Genomic DNA, 16,758 nt, shown 5'->3' with positions numbered 1-16,758 from the left:
GCTCGCTAGCCGAGGCGATACCGCACTTGCCTCTGGAACCGACTCCGAACCGACTCCGAACCGACCCGTTTTTACTCACGACTCCCGAATTCCCGGCCGTGCGCGAGTTCTCCGAGGACTACCTCCGCCGAACCCGCGAGGGCATGTGGGACGACTCTCGCGAAGCGCTCGAGACCCTCTCGCTCGAGTCCCACGACCGAATTCTCGATGTGGGTTGTGGAACCGGCGAGTTGAGCCGCGTGTTGCGTACGGAGATGGCCTCTGGGGCAACCCTCGTCGGCTGTGACGTCGATACGGATTTACTCGAGGTGGCCGCCGAGCGCGGGGCCGACTCGAGTTCGTTTCTCGCGGGGAACGCACTCGAGTTGCCGTTCCCCGACGACACGTTCGACCTCGTCGTCTGTCAGGCGCTGTTGATCAACCTGCCGGATCCGACGGCCGCACTCGCCGAGTTCGCCCGTGTCTCACGCGACCTGGTCGCGGCCGTCGAACCGAACAACGCCGACGTGAGCCTCGACTCGAGCGTGCCCGCGGAAGATTCTCTCGAACGACGGGCCAGACGGGCCTATCTGGCGGGCGTCTCGACCGACGTCGCGTTAGGTGCCGACGCGCGTGAGGCGTTCGAGACCGCCGGACTCGACGTGTGTGAAACGCGACGCTACGATCACGTTCGAACGGTCGAACCGCCCTACAGCGAGGGAGCGCTGCTCGCGGCGCGACGAAAAGCGACCGGGGCGGGATTGGCCGACGACCGCGAGACGCTCCTGTCGGGACCGCTGACCGAACCCGAATACGACGAGTTGCGCGGTGCGTGGCGAGAGATGGGCCGAACCGTCGTCGAGCAGATGGACGACCGCGCGTATCGCCGCAGCGAATCCGTTCCGTTCTACGTCACCGTCGGTCGCGTCTAACGTCACTGCCGGGGTTTACCCGTTCGTCTGCGTTTCGCGTTGTCCGAGTAACGACGCTGCGATGCCGACGAAGCCGATGGAGACGAGGATGATTCCGGTGACGATATCGACGAGTGCGAGCAGGGCGAGCACCGACCCCGTCATGACGAGGGCGACGTTCGCGAGCAACGCGACCTGTGGTGAGCGAACCCACTCGAGGACCGACGAATCGTTCATACTCGAAAAGTGAGCTAGCAGGTTATAGCCGTTGTTGTCGTCAGCGACTCGAGTAACTCAGGACTGAACGAGTGTCAGGATACATGTGAACGGGAACCGTAGGCGAAGTATGGCTGCGATCGAACTCGAGGGGTTGTCGAAACACTACGGAGACGTTCGCGCGAACGACGACGTGACGTTCAGCGTCGAGCGCGGCGAAATTTTTGGCTACCTCGGGCCAAACGGTGCCGGGAAGACCACGACGATACGCACGCTCCTAGGCTTACTCTCGCCGACGTCCGGCACGGGTCGATTGCTCGGTCACGACGTAACGGACGAAGCCGAACTTATCGAAGCAAAACGAAAACTCGGCTACCTCCCCGACACTCCGGCGTTCGACGAAACCGCGACCGGGCGAGAGATCCTCGAGTTACACGCCTCGATCACCGGCGACGAACGCAGCGACGACCTCCTCGAGTTGTTCGATCCGCCGCTCGATCGGCTCGTCCGCGAGTACTCACACGGAAACGTTCGAAAACTCGGGCTGGTGACGACGTTCATGCACGAACCGGAGCTCGTGATTCTTGACGAACCCACGAGCGGCCTCGATCCGCTGATGCAACACCGATTCGCCGAGTTTCTACGAAGCGAGCGCCAGCGGGGCGTGACCGTCTTTTTCTCCTCGCACGTGCTCGGCGAAGTCAGACGGCTCTGTGATCGTGTCGGGATTATTCGAAACGGTCGTCTCGTCGCCGTCGAACCGGTGGAATCCCTCCTCGATCGAAGCGGGAAGGTCGTCCGGGTTCGTGCCGTCGAAGGAATCCCGATCGAGACGTTCGCGATCGACGGCGTTCACGACCTCGAGGCGACGTCGAACGGATTCGACGGACACCGCGACGGTGTCGACGGAGCCGATTCGGAAGCGACGATCACCGAGTGTACGTTTACGTTCACGGGCGACGTCAACGCGTTACTCGAGCGCCTTCGCGAGTATCCCCTCCAGGATCTCTCGATCGAAGAAGCGCCCCTCGAGGACGTTTTCATGAGATTCTACGGTGAAGAAGGGGAGGGAGCGGCGGAAGAGACGAGTCCGGGGGACCGCTCGGCTGAAACCGGGGTGAGCGACGATGCTTGAACTCGCGCGATACGATGGCCGTCACCGGCTGAAGGGAAGCTTCTACCTCTCGATCGCGATGTCGCTTTTGGCCGTCGTCGTCATCTGGATCTATCCCTCGTTCAGCGACTCCTTCGAGGACGTCGACGAGGAGTTTCTGCAGGCGTACCCCGATCAGATCATCCAACTCTTCGACATTCAGACGATGACGTCACTCGAGGGGTTTCTCGCCTTCGAACTCTACATCTTCGGGTGGGTTATTCTGCTCGGCCTCTACCTCGCTTACCTCGGCGCAGGGTCGATCGCGGACGACGTCGAACGCGGGCGAATGGATATTCTGCTTTCGATGCCGGTCTCCCGGACTCGCGTCGTCACCGAGAAGTTCCTCTCGCTTTCCGTTCCGATCGTCGCCGTCAACGTCGTCACGCCGGTCGTCGTCTACGCGGCCGCACTGGCCGTCGGTGAATCGCTCTCTGCCGCGGATCTCGCTGCGCTCCACGCGCTCTCGATTCCGTACCTGTTCGCCTGTGCCGGCATCGGCGTGATCGCCTCTGTCGCCGTCGATCGTACGAGCATCGCCCAGCGCATCGCTCTCGGCGTCACGTTCGGCCTCTTCATGCTCGAGTCGCTGCTCGTGGACACCGACTACGAATCGGTTGGGGCGATCGCTCCGATGCGCTACTTCGATCCGAACGAGGTCCTCCTCGAGAGCACGTACGACCTCACGAACGTCGCCGTGCTCCTCGCGATGACGCTCGCCTGTCTGCTCGTCGCCCAGTACTGGTTCAGTCGACGAGACATCAACTGACCGTCGATATCGTCGACGGCGATCGAGTTCCGCGTTCGTAAACGGCTGCAATGACCCCAATTTGGGCCCGAGCAAGGTGTACTCGACGCCGACTCGTGCCGTCAGTATCGATGGGGACTCGAGGACGGATGAATCGTGTTCTCGACGAGCGTGCTCACGCCGCGCCGAAAGCGCTCGGAGGCCGCGTTCGAGGAGATACCGAACTCCGCGCCGAGTTCCTCGAGTGAGCACGCTCGCGGAATGTCCAGATACCCCTCGTCGGCGGCTCCGACGAGCAGTTCGCGTTGTTCTTCGGTTATGCCGTAGCGCGTTCGCCCGGTCGCCTCCCGTTCTTCGTACAGTCGACGGAGTTCGATGCTAGAATCACGTTCACGAAAGAAGCGATGGAAGCGCTCGAGGGCGTCCTCAGATGGGAATGCCGCCTGAAATCGCCACCCGTCGTGATCTGCCGTCACTTCTTGGAGTACCCCACCGACCTCGACGACGAGCGGATAGACGCTCGCCTGGTGGCCTTCACACGTCAATTCGAGGCGATAGAGTCGACGGTCGTCTAAGCAGACGATTTGGTGTGGCTCTTCGATCGTCGAATCGTCCTCGAGTCCCGCTTCGAACGCCTCGTACTCATCGGCGTGTACCCAAACGAGCAACTGGTGGACACCATCGACGGTGATGTCGGACTTTTCCCATCGGACGGTTACGGACGGCGCAACTGAAAGCGTATGACGCAAAATTGGGTTGTCGATCCAAAAAACACTGAGCAACATTCGAGATACCGTTGGTAAGAACCAATACTATAACTCGGTTACGGCCACGTTATAAACGACGTGAATACTTACGCGATGGCCTTATCCGACAGATCTCACCACTAGTGAACAATGCCGGATACTGGTATGATATCGCACGACGAGGACGAGTTGCTCGAAACTGCAGTCGTCGTACTCTCCCATCCGTGGCGTCGATTTTTCGCCCGATATGCCACACGATATCGTTCGGGCACGTTTCTCGTCGACGAGTTCGCTACCGCACTCACGGATCGTGTCGTCGGTCCCCTCGACCTCACAGACGTGCAAACGAAACTTCGTCACGTACACCTCCCGAAACTGGCCGACGCGGGACTCCTCGAGTACGATCTGGTTGCGGAACGAATCAGCCCTAATTACGAGCTTCTGGACGGTGCGCTCGATTCGCTTCGACTGACGGTCGAGGAGATACAACACGAACGCGCGGATAGCGAGTGGATGGGAATCGATTAATTACACGACGTCGCCACGAACCGTGACGCCGTCCTGGTCTTCCCGCCACGCGTGTACTTCTCGTGCGGCCGTCGTCGCTTCGTCCTCGTCCATACCGAGCATCTCGAGTGCTGCCGACAGCGTCGGCAACGCTAGGTCACTCTCTCGGAGCTTTCGGAACGCCTCCTCGCTGCGCGTCCCCGCCGCCCAGAGGCAGACGCCGCGCGGGTCGAGGAGTTGGGTATAGTCCTCGCGTAGCTTCGCCCCGCGCAGGCGCTGAGTGACGTTGTCCTCGAACGAAGCGTTGCAGACCTCGAGGTGAATCGGCTCCTCGTCCTCGAGTAGGTGCGCCGCCAGACACTGCTCCGGTGCAGCGTGGCCGTTCGCGTTCGCCCGGAGGTACTCGGGGTGCTCGGCGGCCCAGTCAGCACGTACCGACTTCCCGACGCCCTCGACACTGTTAGCCTTCGGGGGTGACGCAGACTCGAGGACATCGTCGGCCGCACTCTCGTCGCGCAACAGGATATCCTTCGTCAGGTAGACGTCGAGGCGCTCGACGGGGTCGAGTCCGAGTGCAACGTCGCCGACGGCCCAGACCTCTCGCACTGGAACCGGCATCCGCTCGTCTTCGACCGTGTCGACCAGCGTCTCGAGACGGTCGACCGCGTCGTGGCGGGTAAAGCCAGTCATTGACGAAACTCGGACCTCGAGTCGCAAAACGGTTTCTTCCCCGCCCAGTCGAACGGCGAATGTATGACATCGTCTGACAATCCATCGAGGGTGTCGTATCTACTGACCAAACTGCTCGCAGTGGGTCGTACTCCGACAGACTCGCCACTGCTCGGTTCGACTCGCTACTAGGCCTCGAGTGCCGACTGTTGAGTCGGGGTACTGTTCTCGACGTGTTGTCGGTCGGCCCGCACTCACGAGTTCGGTGCGCACTCGAGTTCTCGACCGACGCGCCCTCGTGTCAGGAGAGCACCTTTTTTATCGGTTCGTTGCGAAGGGAATCGTATGAGACACCGGATCTTCAACGAAGACGGCGAGTCGGAACTCGTGTTCGTCATGGGCTGGGGCAACCGCTGGACCCACGAGAACGTGAGTTGGCTCATCGGAAAGCTGACTGACGCCGGCTACCGGGTCCACGCGTTCGAACTCCCGACGAACATCGGCGACTTCAAAGCCGACTGGCTCGAGCCGATCGCCGAGTACGTCGTCGAGTTCGACGAGGAGTACCAGCTCCTCGGCCACAGCGCGGGCGCACTCGTCGCTCAGGCCTTAGACGGCGCGGAAAACCACGTCTATCTCAGCCCGTGGTGGGGCTACAGCGACGCCTACCCAGAACCGGTACTCGAGGCCGTCTCGAAGGTCCCGACGACGTTGCCGTGTCTACCGGTCGACGAGATGGATCGGGAGGCACTCGGCGAACTCGCGACCGACCACCAAATCGCAACGACGCCGTCTTGGGTCTCGCCCGCATTCGTCCGAGAGACCCGTCTCGCCCAGCAGGATCTGCTGACGATCGATCACGACGCCGTCGTCTTCTGCTCGCTTCGCGACCCCGTCGTCAGTCTGCGACCGATTGGAACTCGCGTTCCCGCCGAGCACGTCGTCCTCTACGACGGCGGCCACGAACTCTTCTCCTCCGCGAGTCGCGAGCGACACATCGACACCCTCCTCGCCGCACTCGAGGACGGTGCCGCGGTCGTCGAGGAGTCCGACGACACGGACGAGCAGGCTCACGTGACCGCCTAAGACGATTTCACGTTCGCGCGAGTTCTCGAGACGAAACGGACATACGCATCCGTCGGTAACGTCCCCCCGATGGACTGCAACCGGTGTGGGGAGGACGCGATCATGCACGCGGCGTACTCCGGGGCACACCTCTGTACCGATCACTTTCGCGAGTCGGTCGAAAAGCGGGTGCGAAGACGGGTCCGCCGAGACGACCTCGTCCCTCACGAGGCGACGCCGGAGAACCCCCAGACGTGGGTAATCGGCCTCTCCGGTGGCAAGGACAGCGTCGTCCTCACGCAGATCCTCTCCGAGACGTTCGCCGACGACCCCCGCATCGAACTCGTCGGGTTGACGATTCACGAGGGTATCGAGGGCTATCGCGATAAGAGCCTCGAAGCCTGTGTCGATCTCACCGAAGACCTCGAGATTCCCCACGAAGTCGTCAGCTACGAAGAGGAATTTGGTATTCAGATGGACGACGTGGTTGAAGACGACCCCGAAAACATGGCCGCCTGTGCCTACTGTGGCGTCTTCCGGCGAGACGTGCTCTCTCGCTACGCCGACGAACTTGAGGCCGACTTGCTGTTGACCGGGCACAATCTAGACGACGAGGCCCAGACCGCCCTGATGAACTTCCTCGAAGGAGATGTCGAGCAGGTCGCGAAACACTTCGACGCGAGCCTCGGTCCCCTCTCAGAACGCGACGAACAGGACGAGTTCGTCCCGCGGGCCAAACCGTTGCGCGACGTTCCCGAGAAGGAAGTCGCCTTGTACGCCCACGTCAACGACCTTCCCGCCCACATTACCGAGTGTCCCCACTCGAGCGAAGCCTACCGCGGCGAGATACAGCAGTTACTCTACGATCTCGAGGAGAATCACCCCGGGACCCGCCACTCGATTCTCTCGGGCTACGAAGAACTCGGTGCGATCACCTCTGAGGAATTCAGCGGCGAGGACGGCGCTGATTTGCGAAACTGTGCCGAGTGCGGGTCGACCACGACGCGAGAGATTTGCCGAAAGTGCTCGCTTCTCGAGTCGCTCGTCTAATTTCACACGAACTTCGTCTCGAGGCCCGTATACGCCCGTAAACGAGGTGTGTGGTTAGTTTAGCACTGGTAGTTGACTGGCGAGGCGACGCACTCGAGATCCCGTCGAATCGAGCGGTCGCTATTCGACTCGTGGAGAACGGAAAAATCGACGGCGAGGAGAGCGCGGTGGTGTGTCAGTGGTGTGTCGATAGTGTGGTGTGGCTCTCCGAACGCCGGCCGAAGTCTGCCTGCGGTTACCGGATCACGTCGACGCCGTTTTCTTTCTCGAGTTCGTCGCGTCCGCCGTCGCTGTGGGCGTTGTAGCCGGCTTCTTCGGCGTTCTTGCTCGCGTCGAAGTCGGCATTACTGACGCCTTCGATACTCTGTCGGGACTTGTCCGCTTGCTTTTGCGTCGTTGGACCGAGTACCTGGGCACTCTGGACGCCGGTCATGATCGCCATGACGCGAACCTTGCCCTTGTAGTTCTCCTGGATGCGAGCGCCCCAGATGACGTTCGCGGAGGCCTCGAGACGTTCCGTGATGTTGTCCGCGATGCCCTCTGCCTCTTTGAGGGTGAGGTCGGGACCGCCAGTGATGTGGACGAGACCACCGGATGCACCGCGATAGTCGACGTCCAGCAGCGGGTGGTTCATCGCGTCCTTGACGACCTCGTCGGTCTTGTTCTTGTCCTGCGTCTCGCCGACGAGCATGACGGCGACGCCACCCTGATTCATGATCGTGGACATGTCCGCGTAGTCCAGGTTGATCAAGCTCGGTTGGGTGATCGTCTCCGAGATACCCTTGACGGTTTCGGCGATGATCTGATCCATGACCGAGAACGCCTTGCCGATCGGCAGGTTCGGGACGTAATCGAGCAACCGGTTGTTGTCGAGGACGATGATCGAGTCCGCCTGATCGCGGAGTTTCTCGAGACCCTCTTCGGCTTTGACCGTCCGGGCACGCTCGACGTTGAACGGCGTCGAGACCATGCCGACGACGATTGCGCCCTGCTCTTTGGCGATTTTCGAGACGACGGGGGCGGCACCGGTACCGGTTCCGCCACCCATACCTGCGGTTACGAAGACGAGGTCTGCGTCACCGAGGACCTCTTTGATCGTTCCCTGAGCCATCTCGGTGGCGCGTTCGCCCATCGATGGGTCGCCACCAGCACCGAGTCCGTTGGTGAGCGACTTGCCGACGAGGATCTTCGTGTCGGCTTCGATCATCTTCAGGTGCTGTTTGTCCGTGTTGATCGCCACGGTATCGGCACCGTCGACGCCGATGTTGTACAGTCGGTTGATCGTGTTGTTCCCCGCGCCACCGGCACCGACGATGACGATTCGTGGATCGCCGAACTCGTCGCCATCCATGTCGGCGTCCATCTCTTGGGCCTCTTCTTCTGCGTTCTCGAGTGCGTCTTGTACGATATCCTGCATCGTTTAAACCTTGGCCCAGTTACGTTTGCCAGTGCGCTCGCTCGTGGCGTCGTGTTGTTCGTTGATCATCTCTCGGACGGCCGACCGGATTGCCTCGCTCCGGTTCGGAAACTCGCCCGAGTCGACCAGCTGTTCGACCTCGTCGATCTGCTGTTCCGGAATTCGCAGTGTCACACGCTCCATTATTGTATTCCCTCTGGGGTAAGACGGCGCGCGCCCCTGTCAGACGCGGTCTGTCTTACACGCGATGCCCGCCATCGGGCGATTTCGACTTTCGCCGAGCGTTGTAAGACGACCGTCTTACGCGAATAAGTCGAATACTGGCTTAGATAATAAAGGTTTCGGCGACGGTGACTGTCCGTGTCTTACACTGGTCGTTACGGCTGTGTCTCACGCGTGAGTACGTCTGCAGCCGGGGTCCGACGACCGCAACCGGGGCAAAAGGACCAGTCCGAACGGATTTCGTCGCCACACTCACAAAAGAGTCGTCGCGAGGTTTTCTCCCCACAGTTCGGGCAGTACACGTGCTCGTCGTCGACGTGCTCGCCACACTGATTACACTCACACGTCGATTCGTCCTCGAGTGATCGACGGTTGGCGTCGTGGGACGTCGTGTCCGACGACGTGTCCTCACGCGTGGACGAGGACTCTCCGGTAACTCGAGTCGTGGCTCGCTCGTCCTCGAGTGTAACGGTGATGTTTACGTCGGGTGCGTGTGTTTCCGTGCGTGCGTGTTCGCTCGTGTCCGAACGCGCTGCGAGGAGTGTGTCGACACGGTGGCGAATCAGGTCGTCGATGGCCTGCGTCGCGTCACGCTCGGCCATCGATGAGTCCGCGCCTCGAGTGCCCTCCGTCTGACTCGACGCGGTGAGGTACTCGCGAAGGGCCTCCCGCATCGCTTCGCTCTTCGAGAGTTCGAGGGCCTCGAGTTGCTCGACGAGGTCGTCGTCGGCGCGGAACGTGATCTTACTCATGCTCGAGAGTGTACTTGTATTCAACATACTCCTATATCAATCATACTCCCGATTCGGTGATGGGAGCCGCGTTTTCGGCTTCGAATAATAACCCTTATGTCACACAGGGCGGCTACGTTCATATGCGACCGCCCTTAGCTCAGACTGGTAGAGCAGTCGACTGTAGATCGACTTGCCCCCCGTTCAAATCGGGGAGGGCGGACTTTTGCGACGACCAAACTCGTGAGCAATGCGAACGACTGGTCGTCGCAAAAGGAGATCTCGACCCGATTTTGAACACGGAAGTCGCAGCCCGCACAGCCGAGCGTGAGCGAGGCGAGCAGGACCGTCTTCCATCTGTTCAAATCGGGGAGGGCGAACTTCGCTTCTCGAGTGAACTCGGTCTAAAGGCGGATAACTCGAGACTCCCTACTCCTCAACGCTCGTAGAACGACCGAGAGGCACAACGCATCCAAATATACCAAAAAACGTGGATCGAACAACACGCTGTCTTGTCGAGTCCATTCCTTATCGCCGTTTGAATAGGGCTATCACAGCGAGCAACGAGACGATCGCACTCACCGCGCCGAAACCTGGGACACCATCGTCACTATCGTCGTCCGAACCGGTATCGTCTCCTTCATCGTCGGCGGTGGCTTCATTATCGTCAGCATCGGAATCGGGTGAATCAGCTTCGTCGACCGATAGCGTGTCCGTCACGCGATCACTATTGCCCGCGTGAGTAGCGACCTCGAGGTGGATGTCGACCGTTCCGCCCGCTGAGAAGCGCTCGGTCACCGTTTCTCCGTCGTACGTCTCTCCGTCGATTTCCCAGGTATAGTCTGCAAGTTCGCCGCCGTCGTACGAAGAGTCACTCGCCGAGAACGTTACCTCGTCGTCTACGGTTGCCGTCTCCGGGTCGATGGTTATCTCCGCCGAGGGACCGTCATCGTCGTCGTCCGTCTCGTCCGGAGTTGGTGGGAGCATGCCGCCACCACCGCCACCGCTATCGTCATCATCGTCATCATCGTCATCGCCGTCGTCTTCTGGGGCAACGTCGAACGTCGTTTCGAACCCGTCGTCGGGGCCGGCTTCGTTACCGGCGTGGTCGGAAACGGTGAGTGTTGCAGTGTACGTCGAGTTGGCCTCGACGTCGAAGTCTTCGTGAACGGTTTCGGTAGTGGTGATCTGCGTCGCGTCGTCGTCTGTGAGAGCAGTCGACGACCCCTCTTCTTGAGTGACGGAGAGGTCGACCGAGGAGGCGTCGATCCCGGTGACGTTATCTTCGTACGCGAACTCGATGGTCGCCGTCTCCTCGGCTTCGTCAATCGTGGTTCCGTCTTCCGGTACGCTCTCGACAAAATTCGGCGAACTGGTGTCTTCGACCGTAATCCCGTACGTCGACACGTCGTCAACGGTTGCAATCCAGTACTCACCATCGACCGAGTCGGGACTACCAACTGGTCCCTGGCCGTTTTCGAACGATTCTACGTCGACACTCCGTTCATCCCACTGGCCGGTCTCTTCGTCGTACTGTTGTAACCCAACGGTATCGTCGTCGACACTGACTCCCTCCGGGAGTTGCGCTTCGTCGGTCGGAATCCCAATCGTCGCGTTCTCCATGTTTCTGTCTAATGCGTCACCTGCTCCGGCGGTCAGAAACTCCACACCGAGTCGACTCGAGTCGAGATCGGTCGGTGCGGTGTCGGTCTCTGAGAGGGCGAGGGGCGACGCTGAAACGTCTTCCGTCGCGTTCATCGTGAGGAAGGCACCCGATTGCTCGTTGTAGATGGTCACCGTTCCGTCGTCCGTCGTTGGGTCCGTCTCGAGCGACACCGTCGTCGTTTCGTTCCCGGCGTTTCCGGCGAGATCGGTACCGGACGCCGTCAGGTCGTAACGGCCGTCTGGATCGACGTCGATCGAGCCATTCCACTGGTGCTCGGACTCCTGCGTGAGATTCTCGACCGTCGTGTTCGTCCCGTCGGCGTCAGTTACGTCGACCGTCGGATCTCCGTCGAGTGCTTCGCTCGAGTGGACGTCCACCACCGCTTCAGCGTCGTCGACGTCGGATACTACTGCGGTCAACGTTGGCGAGGTTCGGTCGATGTCCACTTCCGGCCCGTCAGCGCGCTCTCGAACCGTATTGTTCGCCGAGTCCTCCGTGGTAGCGGCGAGTACGTACCGGCCGTCGTCCGGGATGTCGGCGGCTTCGATCGTCGCGTCCCACTCGTGGGTGGCTTTGTCGTATTCAGCGGGGACTTCGTGTCGGTACGTCGTGTCTGTCGACTCGAGGGTCACTGACACATCGGAGACGGACCCCGTGGTACTTCCGCCGTCGGTCGTCTTCCCTGTTACCGTTATCTCACTCGAGTCGTTCGCGTGGACGACCTCTCCCGATTCGTCGCTCGATTCGTCGACGATGGTTTCGAACGAAAGAGTTGGGTCATCGGTGTCGACAGTCACCGTTTCCGACGTGGCGTTTTCGTTGCCAGCTGTATCGGTCGCTGAGAGCGTGATCGTGTAGTTTCCGCTGTCGACCGGTTCGTCGCTCGAGTCAGTCGCGGGCCACTCGATCGCTGTCGATTCCTCCCCGCCGGTTGCGTCGCTTCGGTCCCACTTCTTGACCGCCGCTTCCGTGTCTTCCGTGTCTTCCGTGTCTTCATCGACGGGAGTGATTGCGACCGTTGTCGATTCGAGATTCTCGTCCGTGGCGTTCACGTTTATCGACGCTGGATTTGCTGAACCAATTTCGTCGTAACTCTCGTCAGCCGGGTCGACGTCGAGGGTGACGGTCGGTGGGGTCGTGTCGACGGTCACGGTCCGACTGTCAGTTGCGTTCTCGTGAGGTAGCGGCGTTCCCTCCTCGTCGACCAGGCGAAGTTCGACTTCGTAGGTCCCATCGTCCAGGTCGCCAGTGGTCGCGGCGAACGTGGAGGTGTTCGACGTGCCCGTTTCAGTGAAATCGCCGTCCGTCCACTCGTCGGCACCGTCGTCGGTGCTATTCGCGTCGAGTACTCGATGTTCGACGCCGGCTGCATCCGCCACGTTCGTGTTCTCGAGGTCGTACTCGACGGTGACGTTCGACTCGTTCGTCACCGTGTCGTTCGCAGGCTCTGTGAGAGAAACCGACGGTGGATCGTGGACCTGAATCGTTTCTTCGACGACAGCAATGTTTCCGCTCGGGTCGACGGCGGTTACGTTCACCGTGTGCGAACCGACATCGTCGAACGAGTGATTTTCGACGGCATCTGTCGTGGTCGTCGTCGTTCCGTCGTCGAAGTCCCACGTGTAGGTGTCTATCTCGTGATTATCGGTCGAATCGCTCGCATCGAACGACGCGTCCCAGTCGGCGCTGACGTTCCCCGGCGCGTCTAGCGCCGGTGTGGGATCGGTCGTGTCCACGACGTCGACGGGGACCGATGTCGTGTTCTCGTTCCCTGATTCGTCGACCGCAGTGACGGTTACGGAGTGCGTTCCAGGTTCGTCGAACGTGTGTTCGATAGTCGGATCCGTCGTATTCGAGAGACGGTCGCCGTCGACCGTCCACTCGTACGCCGCGATTCCGTCGTTGTCCGTCGACTCGCTTGCATCGAATTCGACAGCGTCGATCCCTACTTCGACGTCCTCGGTCCGGTTGACCTCGAGAGCCGCGGTGGGTGAGCGTTCGTCGATCACGTCGATCGCTGTGGACGTCGTCAGTTCCAGGTCTGACCCGTCCGACATGGTCACGTCGATCGATTCCTCGCCCACCTCGTCGAACGTGTGTTCGATTTGGGATCCGTCTTCGTCGATGGATTCACCGCCAACTTCCCAGTCGTAGGACTCGAAGGAGTGATCGGCTTCGACGGAGACGGCCGTCGACTCGCCGACCTGGGCTGTTTCGACCTCGATTTCGGGGTCGAGGGTGTCCTCGAGCGTCTGTAACACGGCTTCGTAGACGTCGATCTGTCCGGCACCCGCTCTCTCCTCGTCTTCCTCGAGTGAAGTCGCAGTGTCTTCGAGCGTCGACCGGAGTTCTGCGGGCGAGCGTTCGTCTTCGGTCGACGACTGGACGATCGCTGCGGACCCGGAGGCGTGGGGTGCGGCCATACTGGTTCCGCTCGTCGATCTGTACTCGTCGTCGAATTCCGGGTGATCCACGGGTACCGCGCTTGTGATGTCCTCACCCGGTGCGGTGACGTCCGGGACGGTGTACGATTCCGGCCAGTCGTCGGGCGCAACACTCTCCCAGTCACTCTCCGTGTCGATCGTTTCGCCACTCGAGAACCCCGCGATGTCCCCCTCCTCAGTAGACGCGCCGACGCTGAACGCCTCGTAGACGTTTCCGGGTGACCCACTCGTGTCCGGGCCGTCGTTTCCGCTCGAGGAGACGACGAGCGTTCCGGCGGATTCGGCGTTTCGGATGGGGTCGATGTACAGGTCCGTGTAGCCGTCCGACCCCAGGCTCAGACTGATGACGTCGGCGTCTTCCTCGAGCGCCCACTCCATCCCGTCTAAGATTTGGCCGACGGTGCCCGAACACGCCCCATTATCGCAGTTGGTCAGGACCGCCCCGTGGAGTAACTCCGCCTCGGGTGCGACGCCGATGGATTCGCCGCTCTCGTTTCCGCCGGCGACGGTGCCGCTGACGTGGGTGCCGTGGCTATCGTAATCGTGGGGGTCGCTGGTAGGTTCGTCGTCGAAATCCCGCCAGTTCTCGTCGTCGATATCGATGTCCGGGTGGTCACCGTCGACGCCAGTGTCGAGGACGGCGACGCTCGAGCCCTCGCCGCGGGTATCGAAGGTCTCCCACGCGTTGGGGGCGTCGATCTGCTCGAGACCCCAGGTGTGGTCTCCGGTGTGTGGGGTCACCTCGTCGTCCGGCTCGGAATTGGGGCCGTCGACGGTCTCGTTGTCGTCGGTTTCGTTACATACCGTCGCTTCGTCCGTCGGCGCGGTGGTGTGGTGGCTTTCCACCTCGAAGTTGTCGTGAATGTCGGTGACGTGATCGACCGTTCCGAGTCGCTCGAGTGGCACGCGATCGGTATCCACGGTGACCAGTGCGGCGTTCGTGACCCAATACTGGCGTTCGATTTCGACGTGTGGATTGCCCGCGGCGAATCGCTCGAACGGCGTCTGCGTGTCGTTCGCGTGCGATTGCATCGACTCGACCTGGTGTTCGTCGGTCGTCGCCTGCACCGCGGCGTCGGGTCGGTCCTCGAGGTGTACGAGGACGGTCGTTTCGCCGTCGCTGTCCTCGAGTGCGGCGTCGATCTCGATATCGTGGCCACCCGAATCCAGTTCGGACTCGTTGTCGTTCAGTTCTAACGCGTCGCTACCGACGACGCCGGTTACTCCACCTAACAGGATGATGAGAATCAAACAGGTGATTCCAAGACCGCCAACTCGCATTTAGTTGTCTACAGAGAGTATCACTGGACGTTAAATGTCTTCTTGAAATTGATAAGCTAATAAGGCATTTGGGTTGGGTAGTGGTAGCGGACTCGAGGACCCCGTTTCTGCATGGGGTGTATATGTCAACCTCTTGTTCTTTCTCGGTATGTGTTCGTCTTGTGTTAGCAGAGTTCTCTCATCGAATGGTTGAGAAGCCCTTCTGGGCGCGAACCGTTCTGTTCACCGTCTACGGCTACAGATTTTGACTAACGGCGCAGACTCGAGGAAGATAGTGACCGAGGCTTGGTAGAAAGGTGATGAAGGGAGTTCACTACAGTAATTGTTCGATGATACTGCTTGGCTAAATCAAATAATGACGTTTCGTGTTATTCGTTAGTGCTCATCCTTTAGGGTTATATTCGGATGAAAATATTAGAAGACGATTAAGTCGGGTGAGAGTTTACAACTCGAATTCAGTATCGAAGATAATACTGTCACTCGACTCGTGAATGATGGTCAACTCATATTCATCATCTTCGTCATCGAATTCGCCTTGGCCAGTATCGTTGTTCACGAGGTCAAACGACGCCCCAGTGCTAATATCATCATCATCATTGACATCTGTTTCGAGTTTTATGTCCTTGTCTTCGTCGCCAAAGTCATTACTCGAGTTAAGGGCTATGTCAGAATCAATGTCACCACTAATCTGAATTTCGATATTACTGGTATCTACTGCGTCACCGCCATCGTGGCTAAGTGTTCCAACACTGTCACCCTCTCCCGCTTCGTCGAAGTCCCAACTCGTATTTTCCTCGAATTCGAAGTTCGCATTCGGCGCTGATTCTCCCATATCGTCACCCATATCCATCACGAACGCCGCGATCACGGCGGCCAGGATAACGGTGATTGCAACCATTAACACAACGCCAATGACTGGGGAGACTGCTCGTTCTTCCTCGCTTCCAACCAACTTATTACGACATTTTTTCAGATTCATTATTTTATGGCGTTTGAGTTATATTTCAGTATCGTAGACAATGCTGTCACTTGGCTCGTGAATGACTTGTAGCTCATCTCCTTCATGCTCACCATACTCATTAGCGTCACTATCTACGACAATTTGCCCTCCAGCAGAGATTTCGTCGTCAGTCGCTAGAGAATCCTCTTCACTATCGCTTTCATAGAGGTCATCATCACCTACTTCTCCACCATCAATCTGTACTGTAATATCCCCAGCTTCTAGACTATCTCCGCCTTCGTGATTGATAGTGATGTTCTCGCCAGCGCCTTCCTCAACGTCCATCGATGGCGCAGGTGCAGATTCACCCATATCATCGCCCATATCCATCACGAACGCTGCGATCACGGCAGCCAGGATCACGGTAATTGCGACCATCAATACAACGCCGATAACCGGGGAGACAGCACGCTCCTCCTCGTTGCCGACTAACTTGTTTCGGTATTCTTTCAAATCCATGGTTTGTCACGCACCCGGAACAGCCCGAACGCTTCGTCTCGAGGGACCCGTCCCTCGCGTGCCCACCGCGGGTGATTACCACACCACCTCGTCGTTAGCACACGTCAGCCATCCGTACCGTTCGCAGTTGGTGCTCGAGCAACTGTCGGCAGTAAGTGCATAAATAAGTACAGTATCGTGAAAGTCTATCTACCTGATGTGACTTTCAGAGTTGAGAATCAGGCGACCGTGGAGCGGTTCCAGCACTGCCTTGAAGTCCCTCAGGTGGTCGAAATACCCCGTCTCGAGCGATGGGGTCGCGAGAACCGATTCCTCAGTCGAGACACACCGTTTCTGATTGCTCAGCGAGTCGGCCCGGAATAAACGCTCTGTGAAGCTTCCAAGGACGGGTTGAACGGGTCCCATCGAGCCCGTTCCCAGGGGGTTTCTCTCAACCAAAATGGCCTAAATCGTACGCGAAACCGTCGTTTCCGGCCACAACGCCTTTGTGTCCG

At 59.5% G+C, this 16,758-nt stretch carries 15 protein-coding genes and 1 tRNA gene; 7 read left to right on the top strand and 9 right to left on the bottom strand.

Going from position 1 to position 16,758, the window contains the following annotated elements:
- Positions 1-98: 98 nt before the first annotated feature.
- Positions 99-911: a class I SAM-dependent methyltransferase gene (locus BB347_RS09885; protein ID WP_076581697.1), complete on the top strand. Its 813-nt coding sequence runs from the start codon at positions 99-101 to the stop codon at positions 909-911.
- Positions 912-926: 15 nt separating this feature from the next.
- On the opposite strand, the gene BB347_RS09880 is transcribed toward BB347_RS09885, so the two are convergent.
- Positions 927-1,127: a hypothetical protein gene (locus BB347_RS09880; RefSeq protein ID WP_076581034.1), complete on the bottom strand. Its 201-nt coding sequence runs from the start codon at positions 1,125-1,127 to the stop codon at positions 927-929.
- 109 nt (positions 1,128-1,236) lie between these two features.
- Between BB347_RS09880 and BB347_RS09875 the strand changes: the two genes are divergently transcribed.
- Together BB347_RS09875 and BB347_RS09870 are read left to right on the top strand one after the other, a co-directional pair.
- Complete coding sequence (locus BB347_RS09875) at positions 1,237-2,241, top strand: ABC transporter ATP-binding protein (protein WP_076581032.1); 1,005 nt, start codon at positions 1,237-1,239, stop codon at positions 2,239-2,241.
- Positions 2,234-3,028: an ABC transporter permease subunit gene (locus BB347_RS09870; RefSeq protein ID WP_076581030.1), complete on the top strand. Its 795-nt coding sequence runs from the start codon at positions 2,234-2,236 to the stop codon at positions 3,026-3,028. The genes BB347_RS09875 and BB347_RS09870 overlap by 8 nt, the downstream gene beginning before the upstream one ends.
- Before the next feature lie 101 nt (positions 3,029-3,129).
- On the opposite strand, the gene BB347_RS09865 is transcribed toward BB347_RS09870, so the two are convergent.
- Positions 3,130-3,792 carry a helix-turn-helix domain-containing protein gene (locus BB347_RS09865; RefSeq protein WP_076581028.1) on the bottom strand — a complete coding sequence of 221 codons (663 nt, stop codon included), beginning with the start codon at positions 3,790-3,792 and terminating at the stop codon, positions 3,130-3,132.
- A 111-nt stretch (positions 3,793-3,903) separates the two neighbouring features.
- On the opposite strand from BB347_RS09865, the gene BB347_RS09860 reads away from it, so the two are divergent.
- Positions 3,904-4,281, top strand: a complete 378-nt coding sequence (locus BB347_RS09860) for a DUF7344 domain-containing protein (RefSeq protein WP_076581026.1) — start codon at positions 3,904-3,906, stop codon at positions 4,279-4,281.
- Here BB347_RS09860 and BB347_RS09855 read toward each other — a convergent pair whose 3' ends face one another.
- Complete coding sequence (locus BB347_RS09855; protein WP_076581025.1) at positions 4,282-4,950, bottom strand: DUF7095 family protein; 669 nt, start codon at positions 4,948-4,950, stop codon at positions 4,282-4,284.
- Between the two features lie 324 nt (positions 4,951-5,274).
- Between BB347_RS09855 and BB347_RS09850 the strand changes: the two genes are divergently transcribed.
- Positions 5,275-6,015, top strand: coding sequence for an alpha/beta fold hydrolase (locus BB347_RS09850; protein ID WP_076581023.1), 741 nt, complete (start codon positions 5,275-5,277; stop codon positions 6,013-6,015).
- 69 nt (positions 6,016-6,084) lie between these two features.
- Positions 6,085-7,044 carry a tRNA 2-thiolation protein NcsA gene (gene ncsA, locus BB347_RS09845; protein ID WP_076581021.1) on the top strand — a complete coding sequence of 320 codons (960 nt, stop codon included), beginning with the start codon at positions 6,085-6,087 and terminating at the stop codon, positions 7,042-7,044.
- A 235-nt stretch (positions 7,045-7,279) separates the two neighbouring features.
- Here the strand turns inward: ncsA and ftsZ are convergent, their stop codons facing one another.
- The 3 genes from ftsZ to BB347_RS09830 all read right to left on the bottom strand — a co-directional run bounded on the left by ftsZ (position 7,280) and on the right by BB347_RS09830 (position 9,435).
- The gene (gene ftsZ, locus BB347_RS09840; protein ID WP_076581019.1) at positions 7,280-8,461 is read right to left on the bottom strand and encodes a cell division protein FtsZ; all 1,182 of its coding nucleotides are present in this window, start codon (positions 8,459-8,461) and stop codon (positions 7,280-7,282) included.
- 3 nt (positions 8,462-8,464) lie between these two features.
- Positions 8,465-8,644, bottom strand: coding sequence for a ribbon-helix-helix domain-containing protein (locus BB347_RS09835; protein WP_076581017.1), 180 nt, complete (start codon positions 8,642-8,644; stop codon positions 8,465-8,467).
- A 194-nt stretch (positions 8,645-8,838) separates the two neighbouring features.
- A complete protein-coding gene (locus BB347_RS09830; protein WP_076581015.1) occupies positions 8,839-9,435 on the bottom strand; it encodes a double zinc ribbon domain-containing protein in 597 nt (198 codons plus the stop codon).
- Positions 9,436-9,563: 128 nt separating this feature from the next.
- On the opposite strand from BB347_RS09830, the gene BB347_RS09825 reads away from it, so the two are divergent.
- A tRNA-Tyr gene (locus BB347_RS09825) sits at positions 9,564-9,637 on the top strand.
- Positions 9,638-9,942: 305 nt separating this feature from the next.
- Here BB347_RS09825 and BB347_RS09820 read toward each other — a convergent pair.
- The 3 genes from BB347_RS09820 to BB347_RS09810 form a co-directional block, all read right to left on the bottom strand.
- On the bottom strand, positions 9,943-14,805 hold the full coding sequence (locus tag BB347_RS09820; protein ID WP_076581013.1) for a S8 family serine peptidase: 4,863 nt from the start codon (positions 14,803-14,805) through the stop codon (positions 9,943-9,945).
- Between the two features lie 442 nt (positions 14,806-15,247).
- Entirely contained in the window at positions 15,248-15,784 is a 537-nt protein-coding gene (locus tag BB347_RS09815) for a type IV pilin (protein WP_076581011.1), read from the bottom strand.
- 18 nt (positions 15,785-15,802) lie between these two features.
- A complete protein-coding gene (locus BB347_RS09810) occupies positions 15,803-16,264 on the bottom strand; it encodes a type IV pilin (protein WP_076581010.1) in 462 nt (153 codons plus the stop codon).
- Positions 16,265-16,758 lie beyond the last annotated feature (494 nt).

It is taken from the genome of Natronorubrum daqingense (assembly GCF_001971705.1).
Taxonomy (GTDB): domain Archaea; phylum Halobacteriota; class Halobacteria; order Halobacteriales; family Natrialbaceae; genus Natronorubrum; species Natronorubrum daqingense.
This window is presented reverse-complemented; position numbering and strand designations above follow the sequence as displayed.

What these genes read in the sequence shown, in the direction of transcription:
- BB347_RS09810 (WP_076581010.1), bottom strand. Translation starts at nt 16,264, where the DNA reads ATGGATTTGAAAGAATACCGAAACAAGTTAGTCGGCAACGAGGAGGAG.
- BB347_RS09835 (WP_076581017.1), bottom strand. Translation starts at nt 8,644, where the DNA reads ATGGAGCGTGTGACACTGCGAATTCCGGAACAGCAGATCGACGAGGTC.
- BB347_RS09870 (WP_076581030.1), top strand. Translation starts at nt 2,234, where the DNA reads ATGCTTGAACTCGCGCGATACGATGGCCGTCACCGGCTGAAGGGAAGC.
- ftsZ (WP_076581019.1), bottom strand. Translation starts at nt 8,461, where the DNA reads ATGCAGGATATCGTACAAGACGCACTCGAGAACGCAGAAGAAGAGGCC.
- BB347_RS09860 (WP_076581026.1), top strand. Translation starts at nt 3,904, where the DNA reads ATGCCGGATACTGGTATGATATCGCACGACGAGGACGAGTTGCTCGAA.
- BB347_RS09875 (WP_076581032.1), top strand. Translation starts at nt 1,237, where the DNA reads ATGGCTGCGATCGAACTCGAGGGGTTGTCGAAACACTACGGAGACGTT.
- BB347_RS09815 (WP_076581011.1), bottom strand. Translation starts at nt 15,784, where the DNA reads ATGAATCTGAAAAAATGTCGTAATAAGTTGGTTGGAAGCGAGGAAGAA.
- BB347_RS09820 (WP_076581013.1), bottom strand. Translation starts at nt 14,805, where the DNA reads ATGCGAGTTGGCGGTCTTGGAATCACCTGTTTGATTCTCATCATCCTG.
- BB347_RS09830 (WP_076581015.1), bottom strand. Translation starts at nt 9,435, where the DNA reads ATGAGTAAGATCACGTTCCGCGCCGACGACGACCTCGTCGAGCAACTC.
- BB347_RS09850 (WP_076581023.1), top strand. Translation starts at nt 5,275, where the DNA reads ATGAGACACCGGATCTTCAACGAAGACGGCGAGTCGGAACTCGTGTTC.
- BB347_RS09865 (WP_076581028.1), bottom strand. Translation starts at nt 3,792, where the DNA reads ATGTTGCTCAGTGTTTTTTGGATCGACAACCCAATTTTGCGTCATACG.
- BB347_RS09880 (WP_076581034.1), bottom strand. Translation starts at nt 1,127, where the DNA reads ATGAACGATTCGTCGGTCCTCGAGTGGGTTCGCTCACCACAGGTCGCG.
- BB347_RS09855 (WP_076581025.1), bottom strand. Translation starts at nt 4,950, where the DNA reads ATGACTGGCTTTACCCGCCACGACGCGGTCGACCGTCTCGAGACGCTG.
- ncsA (WP_076581021.1), top strand. Translation starts at nt 6,085, where the DNA reads ATGGACTGCAACCGGTGTGGGGAGGACGCGATCATGCACGCGGCGTAC.